This window comes from Serratia sp. BIGb0163 (assembly GCF_024809935.1).
GTDB classification, from domain to species: domain Bacteria; phylum Pseudomonadota; class Gammaproteobacteria; order Enterobacterales; family Enterobacteriaceae; genus Serratia; species Serratia quinivorans.
On record NZ_JANUDZ010000004.1, the window covers coordinates 106,850 to 132,279 of the forward strand.

Here is a 25,430-nt window from a genome sequence, read left to right on the forward strand (position 1 = left end):
ACCATACTCATCGTCTTCCTATGACGCCAATGACAAGTTATGGTGAGTAAATCCGATTTTTGTCATGAGGTGTCTATGAACCAGCGCTTATCCATTGATGCTTTACGGGCGCTTCAGAGCGTTATCGATACCGGTAGCATGACGCGTGCGGCGCAACAGCTAAATCTCAGCCAGTCGGCGGTAAGTTGGAAAATCAAACGGCTGGAGGAACAGTTGGGGCGCATGCTGGTCAATCGTCAGGGCATGACGTTGACTGCCACAGCGGATGGCGAGGCACTGTTGTCGCATGGACGGCAGATTCTGCTGGCTCACGATCGGGCACTGGCGCATTTTTCTCCTTCATTATTGCAGGGTAAGGTGCGTTTTGGTGCCACGGAACAGATGTCTTTACCTCAGTTGGCTGCCTTGCTGGCGGCATTCACCCACCAACACCCACAGGTGGATGTGCAACTGGTCATTGAGCAAAGCCAGGTGTTGCGTAATGCACTGGAGCAAGGAACGCTGGATCTGGTGCTACACCAACAGTTTTGCGATGCGCTGAGCGCAGAAGATGTGGTGCTGGCAACGGAGCGTATTCACTGGTGTGTACCACCGGGTTGGCGCTATCAGCCCGGAGACAGGGTGAAACTGGTCAGTTACGGACCGGACTGTTTTTACCGCCGCCTGGCGCAAGAGCGCCTGAGCGCCGCGGGTATTGCCTGTCAGGTGTCGGTGGAGTGCCCGTCGGTGGCGGGGATGCTGGCGGCCATCTCTGCAGGAATGGGCATTGGTCTGCTCAATCAGCAGTCTGTCGATCGGCGAGTACAGATCGAGGCCAACTTTGAGCGCAGTCTGCCTTTGCCACCCGTGGCGCATGCGTTACGTCTGGGGGCCAGGCGGCACCACCCAATACTGCAAACCTTGCAGCAGCAGGTGGTGCAAGCTCTGGGTAAATCCGCCGTTACCTGAGCAACGGCGGATGGAGCTAAGCGCGGCGCGGGTTGGTCAGGCCGAAGTTAAAGTTATTGCAGCGGTTGCAGAACTCCTTCATCACCGGCGGTGTGTCCATCATCGGCACCTTTATTTCGATAAAGGTCAATTGATCCTGTCGTGAGGCGTGCTCGAGCGCCAACTCCAGCTGTTGGGTGGTTTCTACCGCCACGCAAAACGGTGTCGCCTGGGTGTTGAGCACGGCAGGCAGCTTGGCGTAGTCCCACGGCCCAATATCGTTGTACGACGAATTTTCGCCGAGAATGTAACGCTCGATGGTGTAACCGTCGTTATTAATCAGGAAGATAATAGGCTTCTGATCGTAACGCAGCAGGGTGGAAACTTCCTGCGCGGTAAGCTGGAACGAGCCATCGCCAATAAACAGCAGGTGCCGCCGTTCCGGGGCGGCCATCATGGTGCCCAGCAGCGCCGGTAAGGTATAACCGATCGAACCCCAAATCGGCTGATTGACCACCTGGACGCCGTCCGGCATCCGCATGCCGCCAATCGCCGCGCCCGAGGTGCCGTTCTCTACCACCAGCACGTCATCGGCCCGAATAAAGCGTTGCAGGCGCTGCCATAAATAAGCCTGATCGATTGGGGTTTCGCTCGGCGTCGCCAGCCGATGGCGCGCTTCGGGTAGCACGGCCGGCTGATGATCTGCCACGCCTTCACCCAATGCCAGCAGCGCCTGTAGCAGGTCTGTCGTCGCCACTGCCGGATAAGATGTCTCTCCCAGCTTCACTGAAAACGGCTGAATATCGATTTGCGCGTCGGACGGGATGCGATGCGAGAAATAGCCGGTGGTGGAGTCCACCAACCGTACGCCGAAGCTCAGCACGCAGTCTGAGTGCGCCATGTGTTCATAGAGTTCGGGGCGTGACAGATTACCGCTGTAACCGCCGATCCAGCCCGGCGTGGTTTCTGGAATAATGCATTTGGCCGTCGGCATGTTGGTGAGCGGGATGGCGAATTTATGCGCCACGTCGATCACTAATTGTTGTAGCTGAAAGCGGTCCACCATTTGGTCGACCAGAATAATCGGTTTTTTTGCCAGTTTTAGCCGCGCAAGCAACGCCATTGCCGCCAGTTGAACATTATATTTGTCGCTGGCGGGTAATTGCGGTGGTGCCACCGCCTGAGTGATTTCAATTTCTACATCACAAATATCAGAAGGTAATTGCAAATAAACCGGTTTCTTTTCCGTCCAGGCGCGGGAAATAACGCGGGGAATTTCCACTGCCGCATTTTCCGGCGTAATTAATGCCTGGGCGACGGTGAATTGTTTAAAACAGTTCATCACGTTATCAAAGTTACCGTCCGCCAGCGTGTGGTGCAGCAGCAGGTGATTTTTCATGGCATGCAGCGGCGGGGTACCGGACAGGCAGACCACCGGGGCCGATTCGGCGTAGGCACCGGCAATGCCGGACAGTGCGGCCAGGTCGCCGACGCCATAGGTAGTGATTAGCGCTCCGGCGCCTTTTAGCCGTGCATAGCCATCGGCTGCGTAGGAGGCATTGAGTTCATTACAGTTGCCAATGAACTCCAGCTTGTCATCCTGTTCAATCAGTTCCAGCAGCGCCAGATTATAGTCGCCGGGTACGCCATAAATACGATCGATGTTCAGGGTGCGGAGCTGTTGCAGGATAAAGGCTCCAATAGTGATTTTCATGTATTTCTCCGGATTTCTTATCTTTCTTTTATCAGGCAGAGAACGGCAAAGTTAATTGCCGGTGATGTTGTGTCGCGAACCATGAAATAACGCTGAACCCGTATGAGCAGGGCTTCGCTGGTTAGCTTTAACAATTATTTAAACTATCGGCTTGTTCAAGTTGCGGTGGCGGTATCGGGAGCCGGTGGCTTGTATTCGGGGGTTTACGTTGTGACTAATCGCCATCAAATGTAAGGTTATTGATGTTGGTATTTTTCATTGAATGTAATAGATATGTAAAATTTGGCGCGTGTAGCCAAATCATGGGCCGCTGGTTGAACGTTCGGTACTTTTGCCTGCGGGTTAAATTGCTGCCTGCCATCCACCCGTTATCGACGACATTGGCCTCTATTGCAGCGATGTAACTGCTTATTTACAGCGGCGCTGCCCGATGGGGGCCTGAGCTGGATGGGATCGCCGATATAACGGGTTTTCAGTCCCGATTAAAAACGTGACCGCCGTTACATTTGCTTGCCGGTCGGCAGTAAACATTTCGCTACACCCAGAGTAGAAAAGAAGTTTTCCCACAGGTTTTATAACCGCCAGAACCCGCCAGCGTGGCGGGGCGATTGCGGAGTATTCTGACAGACGCTGTCCTGAGGGAAGGATAGCCTGAGCGCCCGAAATCGGCTCTCGCCCCTGATGACGGCTAAACTTAACCAAGTGACAACAGGGTGGAGAAACAGGCTGGATAAATAAGATACAGCTTGATCTTGATGGGGTGATGGGTAAGAATCCCCGGCCTTATTTTTTACAGGAATTTATGATGTTTTTTAAACGGACAATTTTGGCTTGCACACTGGCGCTGCTATTTCCTGCACTACCTTCTTACGCTGAGGTTGGTGCAGAAAATGGCAATTCCGCGCAGGCTGAAAAACCGGGGTTGTGGAAGCGTTTCACCAGTAACGTGGCGGAAACCTGGAACAACTCGCCGAATAAAGACCTCTATGTGCCGGCAATTACCTGGCACAACCGCCTGACTTACAGCCAGGAAAAAATCGACTCGTACAACGAGCGGCCGTGGGGCGGTGGCTATGGTATCTCGCGTTACGACAGCGACGGCGACTGGCATGGCCTCTATATGATGGTATTCAAGGATTCGTTCAATAAGTGGGAACCAATCGGCGGTTACGCTTATGAGAAGATCTGGCGGCCGCTGGAGGACAAGGATTTCCGTCTTGGCCTGGGCTTTACCGCCAGCATCACCGCGCGTGATAACTGGAATTACATCCCTATCCCGGCACCCTTGCCGTTGGCCTCTATCGGCTACAAACAACTGACCTTCCAGGCCACCTATATTCCCGGCACCTACAATAACGGGAACGTGTTCTTTGGCTGGTTCCGCTGGCAGTTCTAATCACCGGCGGGTCGTTCGATCTGCCCCCTGTTGCTGATTATTCAGCCAAAAAATTACCTCAATTCTGAAAAATTCGCGGCATTGTCAGTTAAAAGGAACTTGTCGCCGGTGGTGGCGTCCGAAGATGTGACCCAGCGCATTGCGCTTATTGCACCGGATAGGCCCGCCTGATTTCCCCTGCCGTACAGGGCAATGGAAGCAGGCAGGAATGGCGAGATAACAGGAGTTTTACCCTAATGAACACCAAGCAACGTTTACTGCTGGCACTGACATTGACCACCGCTATGACCTGTGGCGCGGCTCAGGCTGCCGGACTGATGGATTCTCTCAGCAGCGCCGCCGGTGAACTGAGCAAGTCAGGCGGCAACACTGGCGGCACGTCACTGTCTTCACTAACCGGTTTGTTGAACGGCGGTGATAAAGCGCTGAGTTCCAACAGCATGACCAATGCCGCCGGCATCCTGCAGTACTGTGTGAAAAACAACGTACTGTCAGGCAACAGCACTGAAGCGGTACAGGACAAGTTGTTGAGTAAGCTGGGTATCAGCAGCCCTGAGAACGCCAAGAGCCAGGACTACCAGCAAGGGCTGGGCGGTCTGCTGCAAACCGGCGAAGGCAAGAGCCTGGATCTGAACAGCCTGGGCACCTCGCAAATTACCGAAAAAGTGAAGCAAAAGGCCTGCGATCTGGTACTGAAGCAGGGCACATCCTTTATTTCCTGATAGCGTAAACGGCGGCTAACAACAGTTACCGCCGTTTTAATTTGTATAAGCATGAAAACATGAAAAAAATTCTGATGATCTCGCTGTTCGCAGGGATGGCGATGCTACAGGGCTGCACCATGAACTCCAACGATGCGCCACCCCCACCTAAAATGAAACCGATCGGCATGGCCAATCCGGCAGACGTTTATTGCACCGAGATTGGCGGCAAATTGAATGCCAAACAAAATGCCAACGGCCAGTATTCCACCTGTACCCTGCCTGATGGCCAGGAAATTGAAAGCTGGGAACTGTTTCGCCGCGATCACCCGGTGAAGAAATAAGCGCTCGGGTTAAAACTCACGATCGCTGATCGGCTGTAGCCGCACGCTGCCGTCCGTTTGCGGGGTTAGCGGCAGCCGCCAATTCTGCTGGCTGTTGAGGGTGAAAGGCCGGGAGCGGAAGTTACAGCCGCTTTTGATATTTCTGACCTTCAGGACATACTCGCCGGCCGGATTGGTTTTGAGATGGAAACTGCCGGCCGCGGGAATAAACACTTCGGCCAGCTGTTGCGGCTGGCCGGGCGTTTCCAGTTTGACCAACACCGGAAAATCGTTGTTTTGATTGTCCAGCGTCAGTTGCTGCAGGCGCCCGTTGGCCTGGTGTTCCGCCTGGTGCAAGAAACCGGCTGAGGTTGGCCAGGGTTGTCCTGCATTGTCATGCAGGGGCCCACCGCACTGTTCGCGTGCCTCGCGCAGCGGCATTTCACGCTGAATAGCCCGGTTGTAATCAGTGGGGATGACCGAGACAAACTCATCGTCATTTTGATGAGCGCGCAGATAGCGCTTGGCGCTGAACACCCCAACGGCGATCAGCATAAAGAAGATAAAAATCGTCAGGCGACTCCTGAAAATTCCCCCAAACAGCCTGCCCGGCAATTGAAACAGCCACTTCACCACTTTTGACAGCATCTTTTTCCCTTAGCGCCCAAGCCGTTACGTTCTGCGGTAACGTTGCTTGCCTCAGTATAGTCAAATCATTCGGACTGAGGAGAGCGTCTGATGAAATTCCCGTGCTTACCCGATCCCTTATTCCAGTAACAGCAGCAGTAAATGTCCACCACGACGGCAACCACAAAACCCGCCAGCCCCGTTTTCGAATTATTTGTACGTTTATGTACATTTGTGTACATTCATGATCACTTGTTCGCCACCGAGAGACAGAATGTCCAAACTGCTCCCCAACCAACGCCATGAAGCGATCCTGACCCTGCTGCAGCAACAGGGGCAGGTGCTGGCGGTCGAAATGGCCGAACGCCTGAACACCACCGAGGCCACCATTCGGCGCGACCTGCGCCAGTTGGCGGCTCAGAACCTGTGTAAGCGCATTTACGGCGGCGCACTGGCACCGACACCGGCAACCGGGCCGATCGAGGCACGACTGCATTTGAGCGGTGATGAGAAGCAGGCGCTGGCGTTGGCCGCACTGGCGTTGATCAAGCAGGATCAGGTGATTTTCCTCGATGCCGGCAGCACCCACCTTTACCTGGCCGATCTGTTGCCATCTGACCAAGGGCTGACAGTGGTGACCAATTCACTGAGTATCGCCGCCAAAATGCTGGAAAGGCCGGGGATCCGCACTATTTTAATCGGCGGTGAGCTCGATGCCGACATCGGTGGTTGCGTGGACGCTAAAGCGGTGCAGGAAATTGACGGTTTTCATTTCGACATCGCCTTTACCGGCATCTGCGCCTATGAGCCGGGCAGCGGTTTTTCGGCGCTGAATTATCAGGATGCCCAGTTCAAGAAACGCCTGCTGACGCGTTCCGGTAACGTGGCGGTGCTCTGTACCGGCGACAAACTTAATACCTATGCCCCATACAGCTTCCTCGATGCCAGCCGCGTTGATTACCTGGTGACGCCTCCCGGCAGACACCCACAGCTCGAACAGCAGGTGACCCACAGCGGTGGCAAGGTGTTGTACAGCGATTCCCCTATTGGAGAGTGAAATGAAAATAGCCCATGTTGCCCTGTGGACCCGTGATATTGATGCGCAGGTGGCGTTCTGGCAGCGTTACTTCAACGGCGTGGCCGGAGAATTGTACGTCAGCAAGAATCGCCCGGGTTTTGTTTCCCGTTTTGTCAGCCTGGCTAGCGGCCCAACGCTGGAGATCATGAGTTTGCCGGAGCTGCTGCCGACGGAGCAGGCCAATGAACGAGTCGGTTGGGCGCATATTGCGTTGTCGGTCGGCGACGAGGGCCTGGTCGATCAACTGGCGCAGCGTGCGCAGCAGGAGGGGATCCTGCAAGCGCCGCCACGCTGGACCGGCGATGGTTTTTACGAAGCGATCATCCGCGATCCGGACGGTAACGCCATCGAAATCACCGGTTGATCACTCTTCTTCGATAGTCGCGAACTGCTGCGCCAGATAGTCGAGCAGCAGCCGTACCGCGGGCAATAGCCCACGGCGTGACGGGTAAACCGCATGTACCACGCCGCCCTGTGGCTGCCAGCCGGGTAACAGTTGCACCAGCTCGCCGCGCAACATGTCGTCGCGCATCATCATCGACGGCAGTTGCACAATACCGGCGCCGGCAATCGCCGCGGTACGCAACATCAGCATATCGTCGGTAACCAGTCGTGGCCTGTGTTCCCATTCCACTTTTTCGCCGTCCGGCCCGGTCAACTGCCACAGGTGTTGTGCGCGCGCAGGCCCGAGATCGAGCGTGGGATACTTATGCAGATCCTCCGGTCGTTGCACCGGACCGAGGGTGCGCACCAGTGCCGGGCTGGCGGCGATACACCAGGTGCGCTGCGCGAGGATCTTCAGCACCAGATCGCTGTCTTCCAGCGGCGGTGGCCGCACGCGGATCGCCAGATCCAGCCCTTCCCCCACCACATCTACCCGGCGGTTGGTGGCGTCCAGGTGTACCGTGACTTTCGGATAATCGGCCATAAAGGCCGCCACCATGCTGCCGACACGGGTATGCAGGATCGCCACCGGGCAGGACATGCGCACCGTGCCGCAGGGTTCGGCACGGGTTTGTTCGATCGCCTGCTGCGCCGCATCGGCCTCCACCAACATGGCCTTACAGTGTGCATAGTAGTTCTGGCCGACGTCGGTGACGGAGAAACGCCGCGTTGAGCGTTGGATCAGGCGCACGCCCAGACGTTCTTCCAGCAGTGCCACACGGCGGCTCAGTTTGGACTTGGGAATGCCCAGTGCACGGCTGGCGGGGGCGAATCCCTGGTGATCGACCACGGCGGCGAAGTAAAACAGATCGTTCAAATCAGTGAACATCGTCTGTCCTTATCGTTCCATTTATAGAACGCTGAGTGTACATCTTGCCTACTACTGCAGCAAATAGCGTTGGATTAAACTTCTGGCATCAACCTAAGGTCGTGAGACCTGAAACAGGAGTTCAAGATGAAAAAGATCCTCGGTATTTACAACAGCCCTGAAGCCCACTGGGTCGGCAACGGCTTCCTGGTGAATTCGCTGTTCTCCTATAACGATCTGGGGGCGGAAATGAGCCCGTTCCTGCTGTTGGATCACGCGGCACCAACCAAGTTCCGCTCTGCCTCCGGCACCCGTGGCGTTGGCCAGCACCCGCATCGCGGGTTTGAAACGGTAACCATCGTCTATCAGGGGGAAGTCGAGCATCGCGATTCCACCGGCAGCGGCGGGGTGATTGGCCCTGGTGACGTGCAGTGGATGACCGCCGCTTCGGGTATTTTGCATGAAGAGTTCCATTCACGGGACTTCTCGCGCAACGGCGGCACCATGGAAATGGTGCAGTTGTGGGTAAACCTGCCGGCCAAGGACAAAATGGCTGAGCCGGGTTACCAGACGCTGCTGAATGCGGATATCCCGGTGGTTCCACTGGCGGATGGCGCAGGGCAGGTTCGGGTGATTGCCGGTAGCTTCGGCGACGCAGCAGGCCCGGCACGCACCTTCAGCCCGCTTAATGTCTGGGACATGAAGCTGAACGCCGGCCATACCACCACGTTGACGGTGAAAGAAGGCCATACGCTGGCGCTGGTGATACTGCATGGTGCCATTCATGTTAACGGCGAGGAAGTGGTGCGCGAAACCCAAATGGTCAGGTTTGACCGTGCGGGGGATTCAGTCACTATCGAAGCCAATAACGATGTCAGCTTGCTGGTACTGAGCGGCGAGCCGATCGACGAGCCTATCGTCGGTTATGGCCCGTTCGTGATGAACAGCGACGCGGAAATCCAGCAGGCTTTCCAGGACTTCAACGGTGGTAAGTTCGGCAGCATGGCAGCTGAGCACCAGGCTGGTTAAGCGCTTATCCACACTTTAGAACCGATCCGGAAAAACAGCTCCGGATCCGGTTCTACACTTTAAGACAATCTCTGCGCTCTGGCCCTATCGGCCAAGGGCAACTTTAGCCGCAACAATCAAAACCCCACAGGAGTAAACCATGACTGCAAATTACAAACGCCTCGACAAGGATCAGGCCGCCGTATTGCTGGTGGATCATCAGGCAGGACTGCTTTCACTGGTACGAGATATCGATCCCGATCGTTTCAAAAACAACGTACTGGCATTGGGTGATTTAGCGAAGTATTTCAACCTGCCGACCATCCTGACCACCAGTTTTGAAGATGGCCCCAACGGCCCGCTGGTACCGGAGCTAAAAGCTCAATTCCCTGATGCGCCCTTTATCCCTCGTCCTGGACAGATCAATGCCTGGGACAACGATGACTTCGTCAAGGCAGTGAAAGCCACCGGTCGTAAACAATTGATTATCGCCGGGGTGGTTACCGAAGTGTGCGTGGCCTTCCCGGCGCTGTCAGCTCTCAGCGAAGGTTTTGAGGTGTTTGTGGTCACCGACGCTTCCGGCACCTTTAACGAACTGACTCGTCAATCGGCCTGGAGCCGGATGGAAGCCGAAGGCGCGCAGTTGATGACCTGGTTCGGCGTTGCCTGTGAGCTGCATCGTGACTGGCGTAACGATGTGGAAGGGCTGGGGGCGCTGTTTGCCAATCATATCCCTGATTACCGTAACCTGATGACCAGTTACAGCACGCTGACCAGCGGCAAGTAATTTCTCTGGAGCGCAGCTTCTGGCTGTGCTCCATTTGATTTGAATCAGACGGAGTTATATTGATTGGCTGAACAATTTTAGTAGATAAATCCATCTGTTATACCCATCTTCTTGCTGTTTACCTCGTTCTATCCCACCAGAGAAATACAAAACATATAAAAGCGAGATACTGAAATTTAATTGTGATTGCAATTATTTAATTTCTATAAGTTTTCTTCTGGTTATGAATGCTGACCGATTATTTTTGAACTATGTATTAATATTGAATTGATGCCTTTGATCAAAGCTTGCTTGTTCTGCTATATATTTAATGTTTAAGGTTAATATTATTTTATTCAATAAATAAACTCAGCCAGTTGCTGATACGGTAACGTTGGTGAAATTAGTAAACCTTTCTGTAGGTATGACTTTAAGAAATGACCAATTTCTAACACAGCAAGAGGGATGTTTGATGAATGCATTCAGAGACAAGCTTAAAGCGCATGTACATCATGTCGCTGCGGTAGGCCAGCATTGCAACACGGAAGAAACAACAAAGCAGGCATTAATTTTACCATTATTGGAAATTCTTGGTTTTCACCCTTATGACCCCACTAAAGTAAAAGCAGAATATGGCGCTGATTTTCCAGGGGTTAAAGTGGGTGAGCGGGTTGATTATTCTCTTTTCTGTCATGCAGTACCTGTCATGTTTATTGAGGCGAAATCCTTCAGCCAAAACTTAACAAACCACAGCCCACAGCTATCACGTTACTTTAATGCCACCCCAGAAGTCACCGTATCAGCAATCACCAACGGCAAGGAATGGCGGTTCTTTACCGATCTAAAAGATAAAAATATTATGGATGATACGCCCTTCCTTAAGATAGATTTTAATGATTTGAATGACTCTGATATTGAACAGCTTTATAGGTTTAGGCACGATCAATTTCAGCCGGAAGCGTTGAGAACCTTGGCTGAAGAAAGCATTTATCTGACTTCATTTACCAAGACCATCAGTGCCAGCCTAAGAGATGTGGACGTGGATTTTGTCAGATATGTGGCGAATCGATCTAACGTCCAACGTCAACTTAACCAGCGTTTTCTTGAGACGATCACCCCTTTGGTGCGCCTGGCCGTGGAGAAAGCGGTTAGTGCAATGGTTGTTTCAGGGTTGTCTGTGACTTCTGAAAATAAAGCGCCGTCTGAAGAGTTTGGTGACGTTAAGAAAAGCAACGAAATCGATCCGCTAGCGCCGATTATTGACCCAGAAAACAGTAAGATAGTTACCACTTTTGCTGAGCGGGCTTTATTTGAAAATGTGGCAATGATCCTGGGTGAAAGTGCAGATTTAACAGCAAAAGATACGGAAAGTTATTTCAGTATTTTGGTTCAGGGGAAGACTACCCGATGGGTGCTACGCTATTTCGACAATAAGCAAAGACCTACCGTATTACTCCCTTTGGAAATCAATGAAGAGAGACATGCCGAAATTATCCGAGCGGGTTTAGAACTTGCGGCTGGAGGGCATATTATTATTGACCGACCTGAGAATATCTTGCGGCTAACAGGTCTGATTATCGACTCCTACCATTATTGTATTGATGATGAAAACTTCAGACAGAAGAAAAAAACGCAGTCGTAAAAATGGTTAGGCTGAATGCCTTCCATATTGTACAGCCGTGTGTTCTCAACAAAAGTTTCTTCATGATCTTTACATAATCCTTAAGCTTTCATCACGTTAGCGGTGGTATGTAAGCAAAGATCATCGGGGGTGAAAAGGTCGTGAAAAGCGACTTTCTCATGGGCCGGGGGCGGAGTAGGTTAAATCCAATCCCGGCAAATGAGGTCAATAACATGAAAAATACCGTCAAATTACTGGCACTGCCTTTTCTGGCTGGCGTGACGCTGTTCAGCGTCAGTGCGCTTTCCGCTCCGGCTCCGGCCGATAAAAATGTCCCACCGCCTGAGCAAGGCTTCCGCTTGCCGCCATTCCCTGGCGGGCATATGCCCAAACCGGGTTTCTGCCACGGGGGCGAGCTATTTTGCGCGACTTCCGCCAGTGATAATCCAACTGAAACCATCAATAAGCTAACGTCGGTGATCCCGGCTGGCAGTGCCAAACATTATGAGGTGCGTATCTCTGTGGTGGCATTACCGGATAACCCTCCGGCCCCGCCTGCGCCTTAAACGGGCCTGCTGGCACTGAGGGGAAATGCGCGTTAGTCTGGTGGCAACCCCTCAGGAGGCAGGATGAATCGGCCAGGACTCCCCCCTTATCTGCAACCCGGTGATCGGGTGCTGTTATTCGATGGTGAATGTAATCTGTGCCACGGGCTGGTGCGATTTTTGATCCGTACCGATCGGCAAGGCAAGATCCTGCTGGCCACGGTGCAATCCGAGGAAGGGCAGGCCATTCTGCGCTGGCTGGCGTTACCTACCGATCGTTTTGACTCTATTGTTTACCTGGCACAGGGCCAGCATTGGCTGCGCTCGGCGGCGTTCTTTCAGGCACTGCGGCAGCTTGGTTGGCCATTTCGCCTGCTGGCGTTGGCTCGCTTTCTGCCGCAACGGCTGGCGGATGCGTTATACAATGCGGTGGCGCGTAACCGCTATCGGCTGTTTGGGCGCAACGACGGCAGCGCCTTGCCTGGGCTTGAGTTGCCGGAGCGCTATCTGCATCGTCGTGGCGAATAAACTCGCTGAGCTTTACGCTTCTTTACCCTTTAATCGATTGAAATATCAGCGTTCCGGCCCCATATAATGGAACGTTCAGCCAATCGGGAGAGAGTATGGGAATCAGTGAAGAAGAGCACATCCGCCGTTTAAGTCAGGAAAAGAATACGATGGGGAATACGGCGAAATGGGTAGCGATTGTTTCTGCCATTTACTTTGCCCTGATGGTGTTTTACGGCCATCCGATCGGCGTGCTGACCATGTCCGGGCTGATTTTTATCGTATCCACCACCACCTGGCTGAAGAAACGCCAGAAGGTGAAGTCCTACCGCCGGGAACTGGCGAAAATCAACGACGAACCTCCGGTTCAGTAGCCCTGATAGTCCCTGCGCGTGATGCTGTAGACCAGGCTGGGCGTATCGCCGGGCACGTCATCGAGGGTATCAACCCGACGTAAACCTGCTTTTTCCAACACGCGGCACGAGGCCAGATTTTTTTCACGAACAATCGCGGAAATTTCTGCCAGCCGTAGCTGTTCGAAACCATATTCCAGCGCGGCTTGTGCCAGTTCCGTAGCCAATCCTCGGCCCCAAACCTGTGTGTCAAAACGATAGCCCAGATTCACCGTACGTTGGGCCCCCAGCGGCCGCCAGGAAATCCCGCCAAATCCAATAATCCACCCCGGCCGTTCATGCAGCGCAATCGCCCAGGAACCATAGCCGTGCTGCCGCCAGCTTTCGATCCGCTCCGACAGCGCCTGCTGTGCCAACTGCTCATTGGCGACAGGCCCGGCGGGGTTAAAGCGTTGCGTTTCCGGATCGCCAAAAATAGCGTAAAAGCGGGCAACATCGTCGGCTACCGGCGGACGCATCAGCATGCGGGCGCTAACAAAAGGGGGAGTAGAGGGAATTTGCGGCATGGTTTCTCGTCACTTGCGGTCATTGGCAAGGGTTAACTGTAGACCAGGATGCGCGGAACAAGAAACATTAAACCCCTCCCCAGGCGGAGAGGGGGCGGCATCAGATAAACGAATCGTCGTCGCTGTAGTCGTCATCAGAGAAGTCGGTATTATCATCGTTTTGATAATCCGCGTTCTGGAAACCGTTGTCCTGATTGAGGAAGCGACTATCGCCACCGTTGAAGGTGTCGAGGTTGTTGGAGGCGTCGAAATTGCTCATCGCGCTGTCATCCACTGGCGTTGCCGGGGTCTCGTCGATAATGTTCACAATCTCTTGCGGTTGCGAGTGACGGAACATGCCGGTCAGCATATCGGCCAATACCACCCCGCCTGCCACGCCGGCAGCGGTCTGCAATGCTCCACCAAGGAACCCACCGGCGCGTGATGGTGCTGCCTGTTGTGGCTGGCTGTAAGCCGGTTGCTGCTGTTGCTGAGCATAGCCCGGCTGTGTCTGATTGTTCCACGCCGCATTATTTTGCTGTTGTGCCTGATACTGCTCGCGCGGGCTTGGCGTGCTGCGGTTACCGCCGCCGAACAGCCCGGCCAGAAAACCGCCGCTGCTTGGCTGGCTGGCGTTATTTTGCTGCTGTTGGGCAAGTTGGCCCTCCAGATCTTTCACCCGCTGATCCAACTGTTTGAGCGCCGCTTCCTGAATGATCATCGCCTGCGCCATGTAATAGGGCGCGGAAGGCTGTTCACGGATGTGCTGGTTGATTTGCTGCTCTGCCTGGAGATCCCTCTGGCCCGTCTTGGTCTCGGCTTCTTTCAAGCGGCCAAACAGACCATCGATAAGACGTTGTTCTTCGGATTGCATAGGATTACCTCAAGGAGATGAATAACGTTACTGGATGATGGATATCATCGGTAGCTATCACCCTAGCGCGTTTATATGAACCAATAAATAAATGGCAGGTAAACCTGTTTATGAATTTGTTACCAGTTACGGCAGAGGGATCAGCATCACCAGCTTCAACCCGCTATTTTCCGCCGGGTTAAACGTCAGTTGCCGATAGCGCAATGCCCCCTGTTGCAAGTGGGTAAACGCACGCTCGCCACCTTCTCGTGCCAGCACGTCCTGCTGTTTCCACCAGTGGTTAAAGGCCTCACTGTTGTGCGTCATGTTACGCACGAAAGCACGCATTTCTTCCGTGTTCTGATGGTGACTGGTTTCGGCCCGAAACTCGGCGACCACGCGTCGCGCGCGGTCATCCCAGTCGCTGACCAGGGTTTTGGCCAACGGATGGAAGAACATAAAGTGCAACAGGTTGGGGGTAGCGGCCTGGCCCAGCCAACCGCTGAACAGGCTTTCCGCCTGCGGGTTCCAGGCAACGACATTCCAGGTGATATCCAGCAGGTAGCAAGGCCCCGTTACCTGGTGAACGCTTTGCAACACGGCGCTATTCGCCGTTTCCTGATGCTGCTCCTGTTCGGGATCGGCTACCCGAGCCAGGGTAAACAGGTAGTGACGTTCGGCTGCTCCCAACCGTAGCGCTTTGGCAATGCGTGCCAGCGTATGGGGGGATATGGAAACTTCGCGCCCCTGCTCGATCCAGGTATACCAGGTGGCGCTGATACCGCTGATTTGTGCCAGCTCTTCACGGCGCAGGCCGCTGGTGCGACGGCGTGGGGCGCTGGGTAAACCCAACATTTCCGGTGTGATGCGTTCCCGGTGCGCACGCAGGAAGGCCCCCAGGGCTTTAGGGCCGGATAAGGCTTCTGATTGCATAGACTGGTACCTCCTGATACTAGGATAACTGCTTATATTGTACCCGTATAATAAGCCAATTATAGTCATTGAAAGCCATCCGGCACAGGCGCAAGCCATACAATAAAGGGAGCACCTATGAGCATCAGCAATAGCCATAAAAATGCGGTCGACCGCCAGTTTGGTGAGCAGGCCAGCGCCTACCTGACCAGTGCAGTGCATGCACAGGGAAAGGATTTACAGCGGCTGGCACGACTGCTGGAACCCCATGCCAACGCCAAATTACTGGATCTGGGTTGTGGCGCAGGGCATGCCAGCTTTACTGCTGCGGCTAAAGTGGCGCAGGTGGTGGCCTATGATTTATCGGCGCAGATGTTGGATGTGGTAAGCCAGGCGGCGCAGGATAAAGGTTTCAACAACATTCAGGTGCAGCAGGGCGTGGCAGAATCGCTGCCGTTTGACGATGCCAGCTTTGATGTGGTGATCAGCCGTTACTCGGCGCACCACTGGCATGACGTCGGCCAGGCGCTGCGCGAAGTTCGCCGGGTATTGAAACCGGGCGGCAGGGCCATCTTTATGGATGTGGTTGCACCGGGGCATCCGCTGTTGGATATCTATCTGCAAACCGTAGAGGTACTGCGTGATACTTCACATGTGCGCAATTACGCACCAGGTGAATGGCTGAGTCTGCTGACAGAGTCTGGATTGTTGGTTCGGGAGGTGACGTCGGATCGGCTTTATCTGGAGTTCAGCAGTTGGGTGGAGCGCATGCGAACGCCAGAGCATTTCGTCATTGCGATTCGCGCGTTGCAACAGGGGCTCTCTGAAGATGTGCTGCAGCATTTTGCCATCGAGCCGGACGGTTCATTCACCAGCGACATTATGATGTTTGAAGTCGTCAGAGGTTAAATAATTCAGGGCAGCCGATATACCCTTCATTTTCCCGATGGCAATCGGAAACACACGGGATATAGCGGCTGCCCTGACAGAATACTGCCAGGTAAGAAATTACTTCTTGTCTTCCAGCAGGCAGCGATAAATCAGGCCGCCGATAACACCGCCCACTAATGGCACCAGCCAGAATACCCATAGTTGTTGCAATGCCCAGGTTCCCTGGAATATTGCTACGCCGGTACTACGCGCCGGGTTAACGGAAGTATTGGTAACCGGAATACTGATCAGGTGAATCAGGGTTAACGTCAAACCAATGGCCAATGGAGCAAAGCCCGCAGGCGCACGTTTATCTGTTACACCATGAATAACGATCAGGAAGAATGCGGTCAGGACCAATTCGATTACGATTGCGGACTGCAGAGAATAGCCGCCCGGTGAGTGTTCACCGTAACCGTTGGAGGCAAAGCCGCCGCCGGTAGCGTCAAAACCTGCCTTGCCGCTGGCGATCAAATACAACACCGCCGCTGCAGCAATCCCGCCAATAACCTGAGCAATCACATAGGGGATCACGTCTTTAGCGGCGAAACGGCCGCCGGCAAACAATCCCACGGTAATCGCCGGGTTAAAGTGCCCGCCAGAAATATGGCCAACGGCATAAGCCATGGTGACCACGGTCAAACCAAAAGCGAGCGCGACACCAAGAAAACCAATACCCAGCTGTGGAAATGCTGCTGCTAATACAGCGCTACCACAACCACCGAACACCAACCAAAATGTGCCAAAAAATTCGGCAAAAAGTCGCTTTGACATAGACTCCATCCTACGGAAAATACTAACGGGCGTTAGCACTAAAAACTATAGAACACCTTTTTCAATTAATGCAGGTTTCTATCAGGATTATTCTTAATGAACCTTGAATAACGACAGATATTAAATCCCTGCTAATTAACTTTGTCTATGCGAATGCGGCTATATATGTGGCTTTGCAGTGCGTTTGCTGATTTTTTTATCGCTGTTATAAGAATTTACCCTAAGCTTAAGCGGTATAGGTATTTCTGGCGGAAAATAGCCATGGCTATTTTCGATTTCTCATATGATTTTTCCATTGGGTTTATCAGGGTTAATTGTTAATTCCTATTTGCTATATTTAATTTTCACGAAAATTCAGGGCATTAGGTCTGTCTTGTCATCAAATCGTCATGCAGGACTAATACCTTAGCAAGCTGCCAACTTCATCCCCTTAACTCTGAGCCATAACCATGAAAATAAAATCGGTTTCGCTGTTAATCAGTTCGTTGTTCCCTCTGTTTTCTTATGCCGCCACCGACGTTGAGGTGGCGCGCTACGTGGTCAGCTTCCCCGGCGGCGAGCATGTGAGCTATCAAGGCGCATTCGCCAGGAATTTCCCTCAGGGGTTGCCTGTAGGCATTGGTTCGGGCCTGGTATTCAATGGCCGTGAAGGCCAGGATCTGCTGCTGACCACCCTGACCGATCGCGGCCCCAATGCCGATGCACCTGCAGTGGGTGAACAGGAAGCGAAAATTTTCGCCAATCCGGAGTTTGTTCCGTTGTTGATGGATATTCGCGTCGGCGGCGGCAAGGCCGTTGCCGGCAATTCACGCCCGCTGCATGACCAGCAAGGGCCGATCAGCGGGTTGCCGCTGCCGGCGGGCCTGATTGGTTCCACCAACGAAGTGGCGCTGAGCGATACGCTGAAAACCTTGCAGAGCGACCGGCGCGGGCTGGATACCGAAGGTATCACTGCGGACGGCAAGGGCGGTTACTGGTTGTGTGACGAATACGGTCCGTTCCTGATCCATATCGACAGCCAGGGCAAAATCCTTGCCAAATACGGCCCAACGCCGGAGCAGGGCGAGCAGGCGGTGGCCGGTGGGTTGCCGAATATCATCAAGTGGCGCCAGCCGAATCGCGGCTTTGAGGGCATTACCCGGATGCCGGACGGACGGATTTTAGCGGCGGTACAGAGCACGCTCGACGTTGAGGGTAAAAGCAAGAACAAGGCGCAGTTCACCCGCCTGGTCAGTTTTGATCCCGCCAGCGGTAAAACGGCGATGTACGGCTATCCGATCGATATCGACAGCTATAAAAAGGCTAAAGACGCCAAGGTCGGCGACATTGTGGCGGTCGATGATCAGCACATCCTGTTGGTTGAGCAGGGCAGCGACAAAGACAAGCAGATGATCAACAAGATCTACCTGGTTGATCTCAGCCAGGCAACCGACCTGACGAATTTTGACGGCAAGGGTAAGGCGTTGGAATTTGACGATGCGAAAGATCTCGCCAAACGTGGCGTGAAATTGGCCCAGAAGCGTGAAGTGGTGGATCTGCGCAAATTGGGCTGGCAGCAGGAGAAAGTGGAAGGTTTGTCGTTGATTGACGATCGCACGTTGGCGGTCATCAACGATAATGACTTTGGTCTGCAGGCCAAGCTGGTAGACGCGCAGCCGAAGGCCAGTAAAATCGGTGATTATCAGTTGGATCAACAGGGCAAGCTGAGCCTTGATGGCAAAACCGTCTCGACCCGTATCGAATTGCAGCCGCTGGAAAAACCGGAGTCGCTCAGCGAACTCTGGGTCTTGACGTTGCCGCAATCGCTGAAGTAAACACCACGGCCGGGGGTGAGGCCCCCGGTCAGACTACTGACAAAGCCCGTTATTAGGGAGAGCGTGCCGAAGGGGTCGTAGCGGCTTTAGCTGCCGACCAATTTGCCGGGAGCAAATTGGAACGACTTCCAGTCGGCCCGAAGGGTGGGACACATGGACGTGTCCCATAATGGCCCCTCGGTGCGCTAGGCCCGGGTATCTCGGATTCAAAGACAACTTTGCCATCAAACTCACAGGGGCATGGCCCCCTGCTTCTTTCCTTATATGATAGCGTCGCGGTTAGCCTGTGACGCTTTGCCACGCGAGATGCTTTCCCATACCGCCACGGCCACCATAATCAGCGTGGTCAGGCCGTTCACCATCAATAAATCGGTGAGATAGGCAATCGGTGCCAGCACCGCCAGCGCGATCAGCCCCAGTAAGTGCGACAGCGGGAAACGGCGATACACCAGTCTCTTGTACAGCGCATTGGCGAGCAGATAAATTGCCGGGCCCAGCAGTAGCACCGCTGCCGTCACGTTATTGATGTGGCCGTCAGGGTGGGCGATCACCAGTTCATTGGCGACGGCGCAGACGATGATCGCACCCACCAGTACCACATGGACATAATGGAAATAGGCACCCAACTGGCCAGGGTTTGCTGCCTGACTGATGGCATGGCTGCCGGCTTTGCTGCTGGTATCGAAATAAACCCACCACATCGCCAGACTGCCGAGAAAGGCCACCAGTGACGCAATCAGCACCGGCGCTGTCCAGGACTCCATTTCGCTGAGGGTGGAACCGGTGATCAGAATGGTTTCCCCCAGTGCCACAATGACAAACAGTTGGCAGCGCTCTGCCAGGTGATGGCCTTCAATCGTCCATTCGCTGCTGCTGTCGGAACGGCCAAGCACCGGTAAGCGGAAACCGAACATCGGCGAAACGTATTCACACAGGACCGCCACGGCCCACAGCAGCAGTCGATGGTTGCCCTCCGTCAGGCCACCGAGGATCCAGAAAATCGCCGAGATGCACATCCAGCCGAGAATGCGCTGGAAGTTTTGTTTTAGCGGATGGTGGGCCGGTAACAGATTCAGGACTACCAGTGAACGGCCAACCTGGATTGCCACGTAAAATAGTGCGAACGTCAGTCCTCGTTCACCAAATGCCTGCGGCAGCGCGGATGAGGCGAACAACCCCAACAGCATGATGGCGAACAGCAGGATGCGAATCGGGCGAGTATCCGGGTTAAACCAGTTAGTGACCCAGGCCGTGTATTGCCACGCCAACCAGACGGCGAACCATAACAACAGGGTTTCCAGCGCACCGGTTAACGTCAGGTGGTGCAGCAGATAGTGGGAAAGTTGGGTAACGGCAAAAACGTAGATCAGATCGAACAACAGTTCCGAGAACGAAACCGAGGCCCCATGGCCATCGCGTACACGTAGTAAGGTTTGTGACATAGAGAGTCCTTCCAAAATGGTAACCTTCAGCAATAGCGTAGTTCAGCCACCTGCAGGTGGGAGAGAAATCTTAAAAGTGAGGTTTTTATCTTTTGATTGACCAAACGGACTTTTAATTGTCATCCGCCGAGAGTAGAGTCGCTGTGTAGAGCGCTATTATTCCCTGTAAGACATATCTGCACTCACCTTCTCCTTATTTTCGTCACAATGATTGATGTTCTTTACATTGGATTACGTCCATTTTCACTGCCTGGCGGATAATTAACTCCACTGATACGACGAAATAAACAAAAACACCTGGAGTTAATCATGAAACTATTACCTGGCATCGCAGCAGTTCTGTTGGCAGCCGCTTCGTTTTCTTCCTTTGCAGCGCCGCTGTCATCGGTAAAACAGGTCAACACTGAACAAGCCAGTGGCCTGCAGAGCCTTGGCGTAGTATCGGTTTCCGGTGTCAGTGGTTCACCGGCTGATGCGGTTCACGCGCTGAAAGAAAAAGCTCAGGCGGATGGCGCCAGCCATCTGCGTATTATTGGGCTGGACACCCCGGGGGACTCCAGCAACTGGCGTGGTAATGCGGAAATCTATCGGTAATTATCAGGCAGTAAATTAAAATCGGTCACTTAAATAAGTGGCCGATAAAATAAACGGTTGTGGATAATAATCTGACCGGAAAGGCCATTATTGGCTAACCCGATGATCATTATCCACAGCCGTTTTTTTCGGTTGTCAGTTGCATTTTATTACAACTGTGTCGGTGGTTTTAGGACACATGTTAATGAATACTTAAGGAATTGAGTTCAGATTGGTGGCTACTCAACCTAAGGAGGCCCCAATGTTAAATGCGACACGGCTGCAACTGAAGAACCACTTTTCCTATCTCCAGCAGTTTATGGCTTCGCCACGCACCATTGGCACCCTGGCGCCTTCTTCCCCCTGGCTGTGCCAGGCGATGCTCAATCAGATTGAATGGACAGGCGCATTGTCGATCGCGGAGCTGGGTGCGGCGGACGGCGTGCTGACCAAGCGCATATTGGGACGCATGCGCGCCGATGCTTCGCTGGAAGCTTTTGAAATTCAATCAAACTTTGTCCATCAATTGCGGAAAATCGACGATCGCCGCCTGCAGGTAATGGACCGGTCGGCGGAACAGATGGCTCGCGATTATGACGTGGTGTTCTCCTGCCTGCCGCTGCTGTCAATTCCGCTTAAAATCAGTATTCGTATTTTGCAGCAGGCGCAGCAGTGCCTGCGTGCACGCAATGGCACGCTGGTACTGTTCCAGTACAGTCACCTGTCGGAAAAATTACTGTCCCGCTACTTCCACTGGAAACGACTGCGGGTAGTGCGTAACTTCCCGCCGGCGCTGGTGTACGTCTGTACTCCGCGTTAGCTAAAGCCTTTTCTCCATCACCACCACCTGGCCATCATATTGCTGCCGACGTTCGATAGTTTGCCAGCCCCAACCCGTATATAGCGGTTCTGATTTATCGGTAATCAGGTGCAATACGGGATGGTTGCGTTGGCGTGCCAGTTGGACAATGGCGGCCTCCAGACGCTGTGCAATGCCCTGACGGCGATGGTCAGGATGAACAAACACCCCAGCCAGCCAGGGGGAAAGGTCCATTCGGTGATGATCGTCACTCGGCCACAGGCTGGCCATGCCCAGCGGGCGTCCGTCTTCAAGCATCAACAAGGTGGTGTAGTCTTCACTCGGTTGCGCGCATTGGGCAAAGCGTTGACGCGTGCGTTCCAGAGAACCGCCGCGCTGCGAACCCCATTGGCCAAAGGCCCATGCGGCACAAACGTCGCTAAACTCTGGGCACTCGGTCAGTGGAATAATCTGTTGAGTCATCTCTGCCCCTCCTTTTAATTATCAGCCAATCTGGCTCACCCGCTAGCGGACTATCGACCGCTTTTTTAACTTAATAAAACCGTATTTATAGCGGTTTTGCACGCATCAGTGACGAAACTGCGTAATTCAGCGGATTTGACTCGCTCTTTGCCTGTTGTGATTGAAAGTGCTAATGAGAGTGATTATCATGCGCGCATATTTTGGCTAATCCGGCTCACTGATGCGCAATTCCCTCATTTTTCTGCTGCTTTCCCTGCTGTTCGGCTTTTTTGGCGTTCAGGCAAAAATGGTCACTGACATTACGGGGCGTCAGGTTGAGGTGCCGGACAATCCGCAGCGTATTGTGCTGGGCGAGAGCCGCATGTTGTATACCCTGGCGCTGCTCGAACCGGGAAACCCCGCCCAACGTATCGTTGGCTGGCCGGAAGATATGGCGCGTTTCGATGCGCAAAGCTGGCAACTCTACACGCAGAAATTTCCGCAGATCAAAGCGATCCCCTCTATCAGCAAGGGCAATTTCCGCCAGGTAAATATTGAAAACCTGATCCGCTTGAAGCCGGACTTAGTGATCCTCGCGCGCTATGCGCGGGAAGAGGGTGACAGTGATTTATTGCTGAGTGCGTTGAGCAAGGCCGGCATTGCGGTGATCTACGTCGATTTACGGGTCGATCTGCTGAACAACACCGTGCCTAGCGTCCGCCTGTTGGGCGAAGTGCTTAACCGTCAGCCGCGCGCAGAGCAGTTCATCAACTTCTATCAACAGCATATGGCGGTGATCCAGCAGCGGCTGGCCGGTTATCAGGGGCCGAAACCCAAGGTGATGTTGCACCTGCACCTGGGGCGGCGCGAAACCTGCTGCACCACGGCGGCCCATGGCAACCTCGGTGACTTGCTGACCTTTGCCGGCGGCGACAATATTGCCAACGCCAGTATCAAAGGCGTCTACGGTGAGCTGAACCCGGAAACCATTCTGACCGCCAATCCTGACATCTACATCGCCACCGGCATGGCCGGGCCGCAGGGCAAGCATTTTTCCGATCTGCGCCTTGGGCCGCTGGTCACCCAGCAGGAAGCCGATGAGAGCTTTAGCCGGGTGATGCAAAAACAACCGATGCTCGTCAATCTGAAAGCCATAAAAAATCACCAGGCCTGGAGCATTTGGCACAACTTTTATCTCAGCCCTTATCACGTTGTCGCGGTTGAGATGTTCGCCAAAACCTTCTATCCGGATCTGTTTGCAGACATCAACCCGCAGCAGACCTTTAAGCAGTTATATCAACAATTTTTGCCGTTACCTTTTTCAGGGACCTATTGGAGTCAGTTAAATAATGAATAACACCCAACGTGGCTGGTGGTGTGCACTGCCTCTGGCGGCCTGCGCCTCTGTACCGGCGATCGGTGCCGACAAAACCGCAGAGAAGGGCGAAACCCTGGTGGTGGTTGGCCAGGCACAGGCCGATGGCGTACAAAGCTATCAGCCGCTGACCAGCGTGACCGGCACCCGCACGGAAACCAGCCTGCTGGACGTGCCGCAGGCTATCGACGTGGTGCCGCAGCAGGTGATTACCGATCAGGCGGTCAGCAGCCTGGATGAGGCGCTGTATAACGTCAGCGGCATCACCCAGGCGAATACGTTGGGGGGAACTCAGGACGCGGTGATGAAACGTGGTTTTGGTGATAACCGCGACGGCTCCATTCTGCGCGACGGCGTGCGCTCGGTGCAGGCACGTAACTTTACCCCAACCACCGAACGGGTTGAGGTGCTGAAAGGCCCGGCCTCGATGTTGTACGGCATGGGTGAACCGGGCGGGATGATCAATATGATCACCAAAAAGCCGCAGTTGCAGCAGCACACCCATGTGGAAGGCTGGGGCAGCAGCTTCAAGGGCGGTGGCGGCCAGTTGGACGTGACCGGGCCGCTGGGGACTTCAGGATTCGCTTATCGGATGATTGTCGATCACGACGAGACCGACTACTGGCGCAACTTCGGCCGCAACCGTCAGACGGTGATCGCACCGTCGCTGATGTGGTTCGGCGAGAGCACCACGGTGCGCGTTGCCTACGAGCATATGGAGTATTTGGTGCCGTTCGATCGCGGTACCATCATCGATTCGCGTACCGGCAAACCGGTGAATACGCCGCGCGATCGTCGCTTCGACGAAAGCTATAACGCCACGCGTGGCGATCAGGACAGCGTTACCCTGCAGGTTGATCAGGTGTTGAACGAGAGCTGGAAAAGCTCACTGACCTACGCCTACAGCCGCAACAGCTACAGCGACAACCAGGCACGTGCGCTGGCTCTGGATCCTGAAACCGGCGTGCTGTCGCGCCAGGCCGACTCCACCGCCCATGCGGTCAGCCATGCCAACGCGGTGCAGTTGACGCTCAACGGTGACGTCGACTGGGGCAGCATCAACCACCAAATGCTGTTCGGCTTTGATTTTGAAGATAATCGCACCTATCGCGGTGATATGATCCGCGGCAAGAAGAACAGTGATTTCAATATCTACAACCCTGTTTACGGCCAGATGCCTACCTCGAACGCCGTCAGCGCCAAAGACAGCGATCAGCGTGAAAACCTCACCAGCTACGGCTGGTTTATGCAGGACTCCGTGCAGCTGACCGATAAATGGCTGGTGATGGGTGGATTGCGTTACGACGCCTTTGACGTGTTTGCCGGCAAAGGGCGGCCGTTTGTCACCAATACCGACAGCTCCGATGGCAAACTGGTGCCCCGCGCCGGGATGGTTTACAAGCTGACGCCGTATGTGTCGCTGTACAGCAGCTATACCGAGTCTTTCAAACCAAACTCTTCCATCGCCAGCCAGATTGGTTCGCTACCGCCGGAACAGGGCAAGGCCTGGGAAGTGGGCAGCAAGGTTGAGTTGCCGAACGGTGTCACCGGGACCCTGGCCTTGTTCGATATCACCAAACGCAACGTGATGGTCAGCGAACTGGTGAATGGCGAAACCGTGACCCGCACCGCCGGGCGCGTGCGCTCGCAGGGGGTGGAGCTGGATGTCGCAGGCAATATTACCGACTCGCTGAGCCTGATCGGTTCTTATGCCTATACCGATGCGCGGGTGGTGGACGACCCGGACAACAAGGGCAAGGAAATGACCAACGTGGCGCGCCACACGGCTTCACTGTTCCTGACGCAGGATTTGGGCTCCCCAGGGCTATACAGCGGAGACAACCTGCGCATGGGAGCCGGTGCACGTTATGTGGGCCGCCGCCCTGGCGATGCTGCCAACAGTTTTAATCTTGATAACTACACCGTTGCCGATGCCTTCGCCGCTTACATCATGCCGGTCAATGGCTACCGGGTGAAATGGCAGTTGAACGTGAAGAACCTGTTCGACAAAACCTATTATCCTTCCAGCGGCGGCAATTTGCGTGTGGCGGTGGGGGAACCACGTGAAGTGGTGCTGCGTGCCAGCGTCGACTTCTAATTTGGCGGGCCGGGAAGCCAGTCCGGCGGCGGGTA

At 54.2% G+C, this 25,430-nt stretch carries 27 protein-coding genes; 18 read left to right on the plus strand and 9 right to left on the minus strand.

From position 1 onward, the window contains the following. Window positions 1-39: 39 nt before the first annotated feature. Window positions 40-948, plus strand: coding sequence for a LysR family transcriptional regulator (locus M2406_RS15630; protein WP_259190575.1), 909 nt, complete (start codon window positions 40-42; stop codon window positions 946-948). A 16-nt stretch (window positions 949-964) separates the two neighbouring features. On the opposite strand, the gene M2406_RS15635 is transcribed toward M2406_RS15630, so the two are convergent. After that, a complete protein-coding gene (locus tag M2406_RS15635) occupies window positions 965-2,641 on the minus strand; it encodes an alpha-keto acid decarboxylase family protein (protein ID WP_115183182.1) in 1,677 nt (558 codons plus the stop codon). Window positions 2,642-3,443: 802 nt separating this feature from the next. On the opposite strand from M2406_RS15635, the gene pagP reads away from it, so the two are divergent. From pagP to M2406_RS15650, 3 genes are all read left to right on the plus strand, one after another. Then, on the plus strand, window positions 3,444-4,037 hold the full coding sequence (gene pagP, locus M2406_RS15640; RefSeq protein WP_112363354.1) for a lipid IV(A) palmitoyltransferase PagP: 594 nt from the start codon (window positions 3,444-3,446) through the stop codon (window positions 4,035-4,037). 236 nt (window positions 4,038-4,273) lie between these two features. Next, window positions 4,274-4,759, plus strand: a complete 486-nt coding sequence (locus M2406_RS15645) for a DUF2501 domain-containing protein (protein WP_259190578.1) — start codon at window positions 4,274-4,276, stop codon at window positions 4,757-4,759. A gap of 59 nt (window positions 4,760-4,818) precedes the next feature. Beyond that, complete coding sequence (locus M2406_RS15650; RefSeq protein ID WP_012005436.1) at window positions 4,819-5,082, plus strand: DUF333 domain-containing protein; 264 nt, start codon at window positions 4,819-4,821, stop codon at window positions 5,080-5,082. A 9-nt stretch (window positions 5,083-5,091) separates the two neighbouring features. Here M2406_RS15650 and M2406_RS15655 read toward each other — a convergent pair whose 3' ends face one another. After that, a complete protein-coding gene (locus M2406_RS15655) occupies window positions 5,092-5,709 on the minus strand; it encodes a hypothetical protein (RefSeq protein ID WP_012005437.1) in 618 nt (205 codons plus the stop codon). Window positions 5,710-5,962: 253 nt separating this feature from the next. Between M2406_RS15655 and M2406_RS15660 the strand changes: the two genes are divergently transcribed. Together M2406_RS15660 and M2406_RS15665 are read left to right on the plus strand one after the other, a co-directional pair. Beyond that, entirely contained in the window at window positions 5,963-6,745 is a 783-nt protein-coding gene (locus M2406_RS15660) for a DeoR/GlpR family DNA-binding transcription regulator (protein WP_259190579.1), read from the plus strand. A gap of 1 nt (window position 6,746) precedes the next feature. Then, window positions 6,747-7,130 carry a VOC family protein gene (locus M2406_RS15665; protein ID WP_012005439.1) on the plus strand — a complete coding sequence of 128 codons (384 nt, stop codon included), beginning with the start codon at window positions 6,747-6,749 and terminating at the stop codon, window positions 7,128-7,130. On the opposite strand, the gene M2406_RS15670 is transcribed toward M2406_RS15665, so the two are convergent. After that, window positions 7,131-8,039: a LysR family transcriptional regulator gene (locus M2406_RS15670; RefSeq protein WP_012005440.1), complete on the minus strand. Its 909-nt coding sequence runs from the start codon at window positions 8,037-8,039 to the stop codon at window positions 7,131-7,133. Between the two features lie 126 nt (window positions 8,040-8,165). Here M2406_RS15670 and M2406_RS15675 point away from each other — a divergent pair, with 126 nt between their 5' ends. The 6 genes from M2406_RS15675 to M2406_RS15700 all read left to right on the plus strand — a co-directional run bounded on the left by M2406_RS15675 (window position 8,166) and on the right by M2406_RS15700 (window position 12,839). After that, window positions 8,166-9,047: a pirin family protein gene (locus M2406_RS15675; RefSeq protein ID WP_012005441.1), complete on the plus strand. Its 882-nt coding sequence runs from the start codon at window positions 8,166-8,168 to the stop codon at window positions 9,045-9,047. Between the two features lie 139 nt (window positions 9,048-9,186). Beyond that, complete coding sequence (gene ycaC / locus M2406_RS15680; protein ID WP_012005442.1) at window positions 9,187-9,813, plus strand: isochorismate family cysteine hydrolase YcaC; 627 nt, start codon at window positions 9,187-9,189, stop codon at window positions 9,811-9,813. Between the two features lie 451 nt (window positions 9,814-10,264). Next, window positions 10,265-11,434: a type I restriction endonuclease gene (locus M2406_RS15685; RefSeq protein WP_017891766.1), complete on the plus strand. Its 1,170-nt coding sequence runs from the start codon at window positions 10,265-10,267 to the stop codon at window positions 11,432-11,434. Between the two features lie 212 nt (window positions 11,435-11,646). Next, window positions 11,647-11,979 (plus strand): hypothetical protein, encoded by a 333-nt coding sequence (locus tag M2406_RS15690; protein ID WP_112363361.1) that lies wholly within the window; start codon window positions 11,647-11,649, stop codon window positions 11,977-11,979. 63 nt (window positions 11,980-12,042) lie between these two features. After that, the gene (locus tag M2406_RS15695) at window positions 12,043-12,486 is read left to right on the plus strand and encodes a thiol-disulfide oxidoreductase DCC family protein (RefSeq protein WP_259190582.1); all 444 of its coding nucleotides are present in this window, start codon (window positions 12,043-12,045) and stop codon (window positions 12,484-12,486) included. A 95-nt stretch (window positions 12,487-12,581) separates the two neighbouring features. Next, complete coding sequence (locus tag M2406_RS15700; RefSeq protein WP_012005445.1) at window positions 12,582-12,839, plus strand: hypothetical protein; 258 nt, start codon at window positions 12,582-12,584, stop codon at window positions 12,837-12,839. Here the strand turns inward: M2406_RS15700 and M2406_RS15705 are convergent. The 3 genes from M2406_RS15705 to M2406_RS15715 form a co-directional block, all read right to left on the minus strand. Then, window positions 12,833-13,384 carry a GNAT family N-acetyltransferase gene (locus tag M2406_RS15705; RefSeq protein WP_259190584.1) on the minus strand — a complete coding sequence of 184 codons (552 nt, stop codon included), beginning with the start codon at window positions 13,382-13,384 and terminating at the stop codon, window positions 12,833-12,835. The genes M2406_RS15700 and M2406_RS15705 overlap by 7 nt on opposite strands. Before the next feature lie 100 nt (window positions 13,385-13,484). Next, window positions 13,485-14,237 (minus strand): DUF2076 domain-containing protein, encoded by a 753-nt coding sequence (locus tag M2406_RS15710; protein WP_012005447.1) that lies wholly within the window; start codon window positions 14,235-14,237, stop codon window positions 13,485-13,487. A 126-nt stretch (window positions 14,238-14,363) separates the two neighbouring features. Further along, complete coding sequence (locus M2406_RS15715) at window positions 14,364-15,149, minus strand: helix-turn-helix transcriptional regulator (protein ID WP_041418477.1); 786 nt, start codon at window positions 15,147-15,149, stop codon at window positions 14,364-14,366. A gap of 117 nt (window positions 15,150-15,266) precedes the next feature. On the opposite strand from M2406_RS15715, the gene M2406_RS15720 reads away from it, so the two are divergent. After that, window positions 15,267-16,037, plus strand: a complete 771-nt coding sequence (locus tag M2406_RS15720; RefSeq protein WP_012005449.1) for a class I SAM-dependent methyltransferase — start codon at window positions 15,267-15,269, stop codon at window positions 16,035-16,037. 99 nt (window positions 16,038-16,136) lie between these two features. On the opposite strand, the gene aqpZ is transcribed toward M2406_RS15720, so the two are convergent. Then, a complete protein-coding gene (gene aqpZ, locus M2406_RS15725) occupies window positions 16,137-16,832 on the minus strand; it encodes an aquaporin Z (RefSeq protein ID WP_012005450.1) in 696 nt (231 codons plus the stop codon). A 449-nt stretch (window positions 16,833-17,281) separates the two neighbouring features. Between aqpZ and M2406_RS15730 the strand changes: the two genes are divergently transcribed. Continuing rightward, window positions 17,282-18,646: an esterase-like activity of phytase family protein gene (locus M2406_RS15730; protein ID WP_259190585.1), complete on the plus strand. Its 1,365-nt coding sequence runs from the start codon at window positions 17,282-17,284 to the stop codon at window positions 18,644-18,646. Window positions 18,647-18,906: 260 nt separating this feature from the next. Here M2406_RS15730 and M2406_RS15735 read toward each other — a convergent pair whose 3' ends face one another. Continuing rightward, entirely contained in the window at window positions 18,907-20,088 is a 1,182-nt protein-coding gene (locus M2406_RS15735) for a low temperature requirement protein A (protein ID WP_112363364.1), read from the minus strand. A 309-nt stretch (window positions 20,089-20,397) separates the two neighbouring features. Between M2406_RS15735 and M2406_RS15740 the strand changes: the two genes are divergently transcribed. Both M2406_RS15740 and M2406_RS15745 read left to right on the plus strand, forming a co-directional pair. Further along, entirely contained in the window at window positions 20,398-20,682 is a 285-nt protein-coding gene (locus M2406_RS15740) for a DUF1471 domain-containing protein (RefSeq protein ID WP_012005453.1), read from the plus strand. Between the two features lie 241 nt (window positions 20,683-20,923). Beyond that, the gene (locus tag M2406_RS15745) at window positions 20,924-21,481 is read left to right on the plus strand and encodes a class I SAM-dependent methyltransferase (protein WP_012005454.1); all 558 of its coding nucleotides are present in this window, start codon (window positions 20,924-20,926) and stop codon (window positions 21,479-21,481) included. Here the strand turns inward: M2406_RS15745 and M2406_RS15750 are convergent, their stop codons facing one another. Then, window positions 21,482-21,943, minus strand: a complete 462-nt coding sequence (locus M2406_RS15750) for a GNAT family N-acetyltransferase (protein ID WP_012005455.1) — start codon at window positions 21,941-21,943, stop codon at window positions 21,482-21,484. Between the two features lie 220 nt (window positions 21,944-22,163). On the opposite strand from M2406_RS15750, the gene M2406_RS15755 reads away from it, so the two are divergent. Both M2406_RS15755 and M2406_RS15760 read left to right on the plus strand, forming a co-directional pair. Then, window positions 22,164-23,279 carry an ABC transporter substrate-binding protein gene (locus M2406_RS15755; RefSeq protein ID WP_126501354.1) on the plus strand — a complete coding sequence of 372 codons (1,116 nt, stop codon included), beginning with the start codon at window positions 22,164-22,166 and terminating at the stop codon, window positions 23,277-23,279. After that, a complete protein-coding gene (locus tag M2406_RS15760) occupies window positions 23,272-25,395 on the plus strand; it encodes a TonB-dependent siderophore receptor (RefSeq protein WP_259190586.1) in 2,124 nt (707 codons plus the stop codon). Before M2406_RS15755 ends, M2406_RS15760 begins: the two co-directional genes overlap by 8 nt. Window positions 25,396-25,430 lie beyond the last annotated feature (35 nt).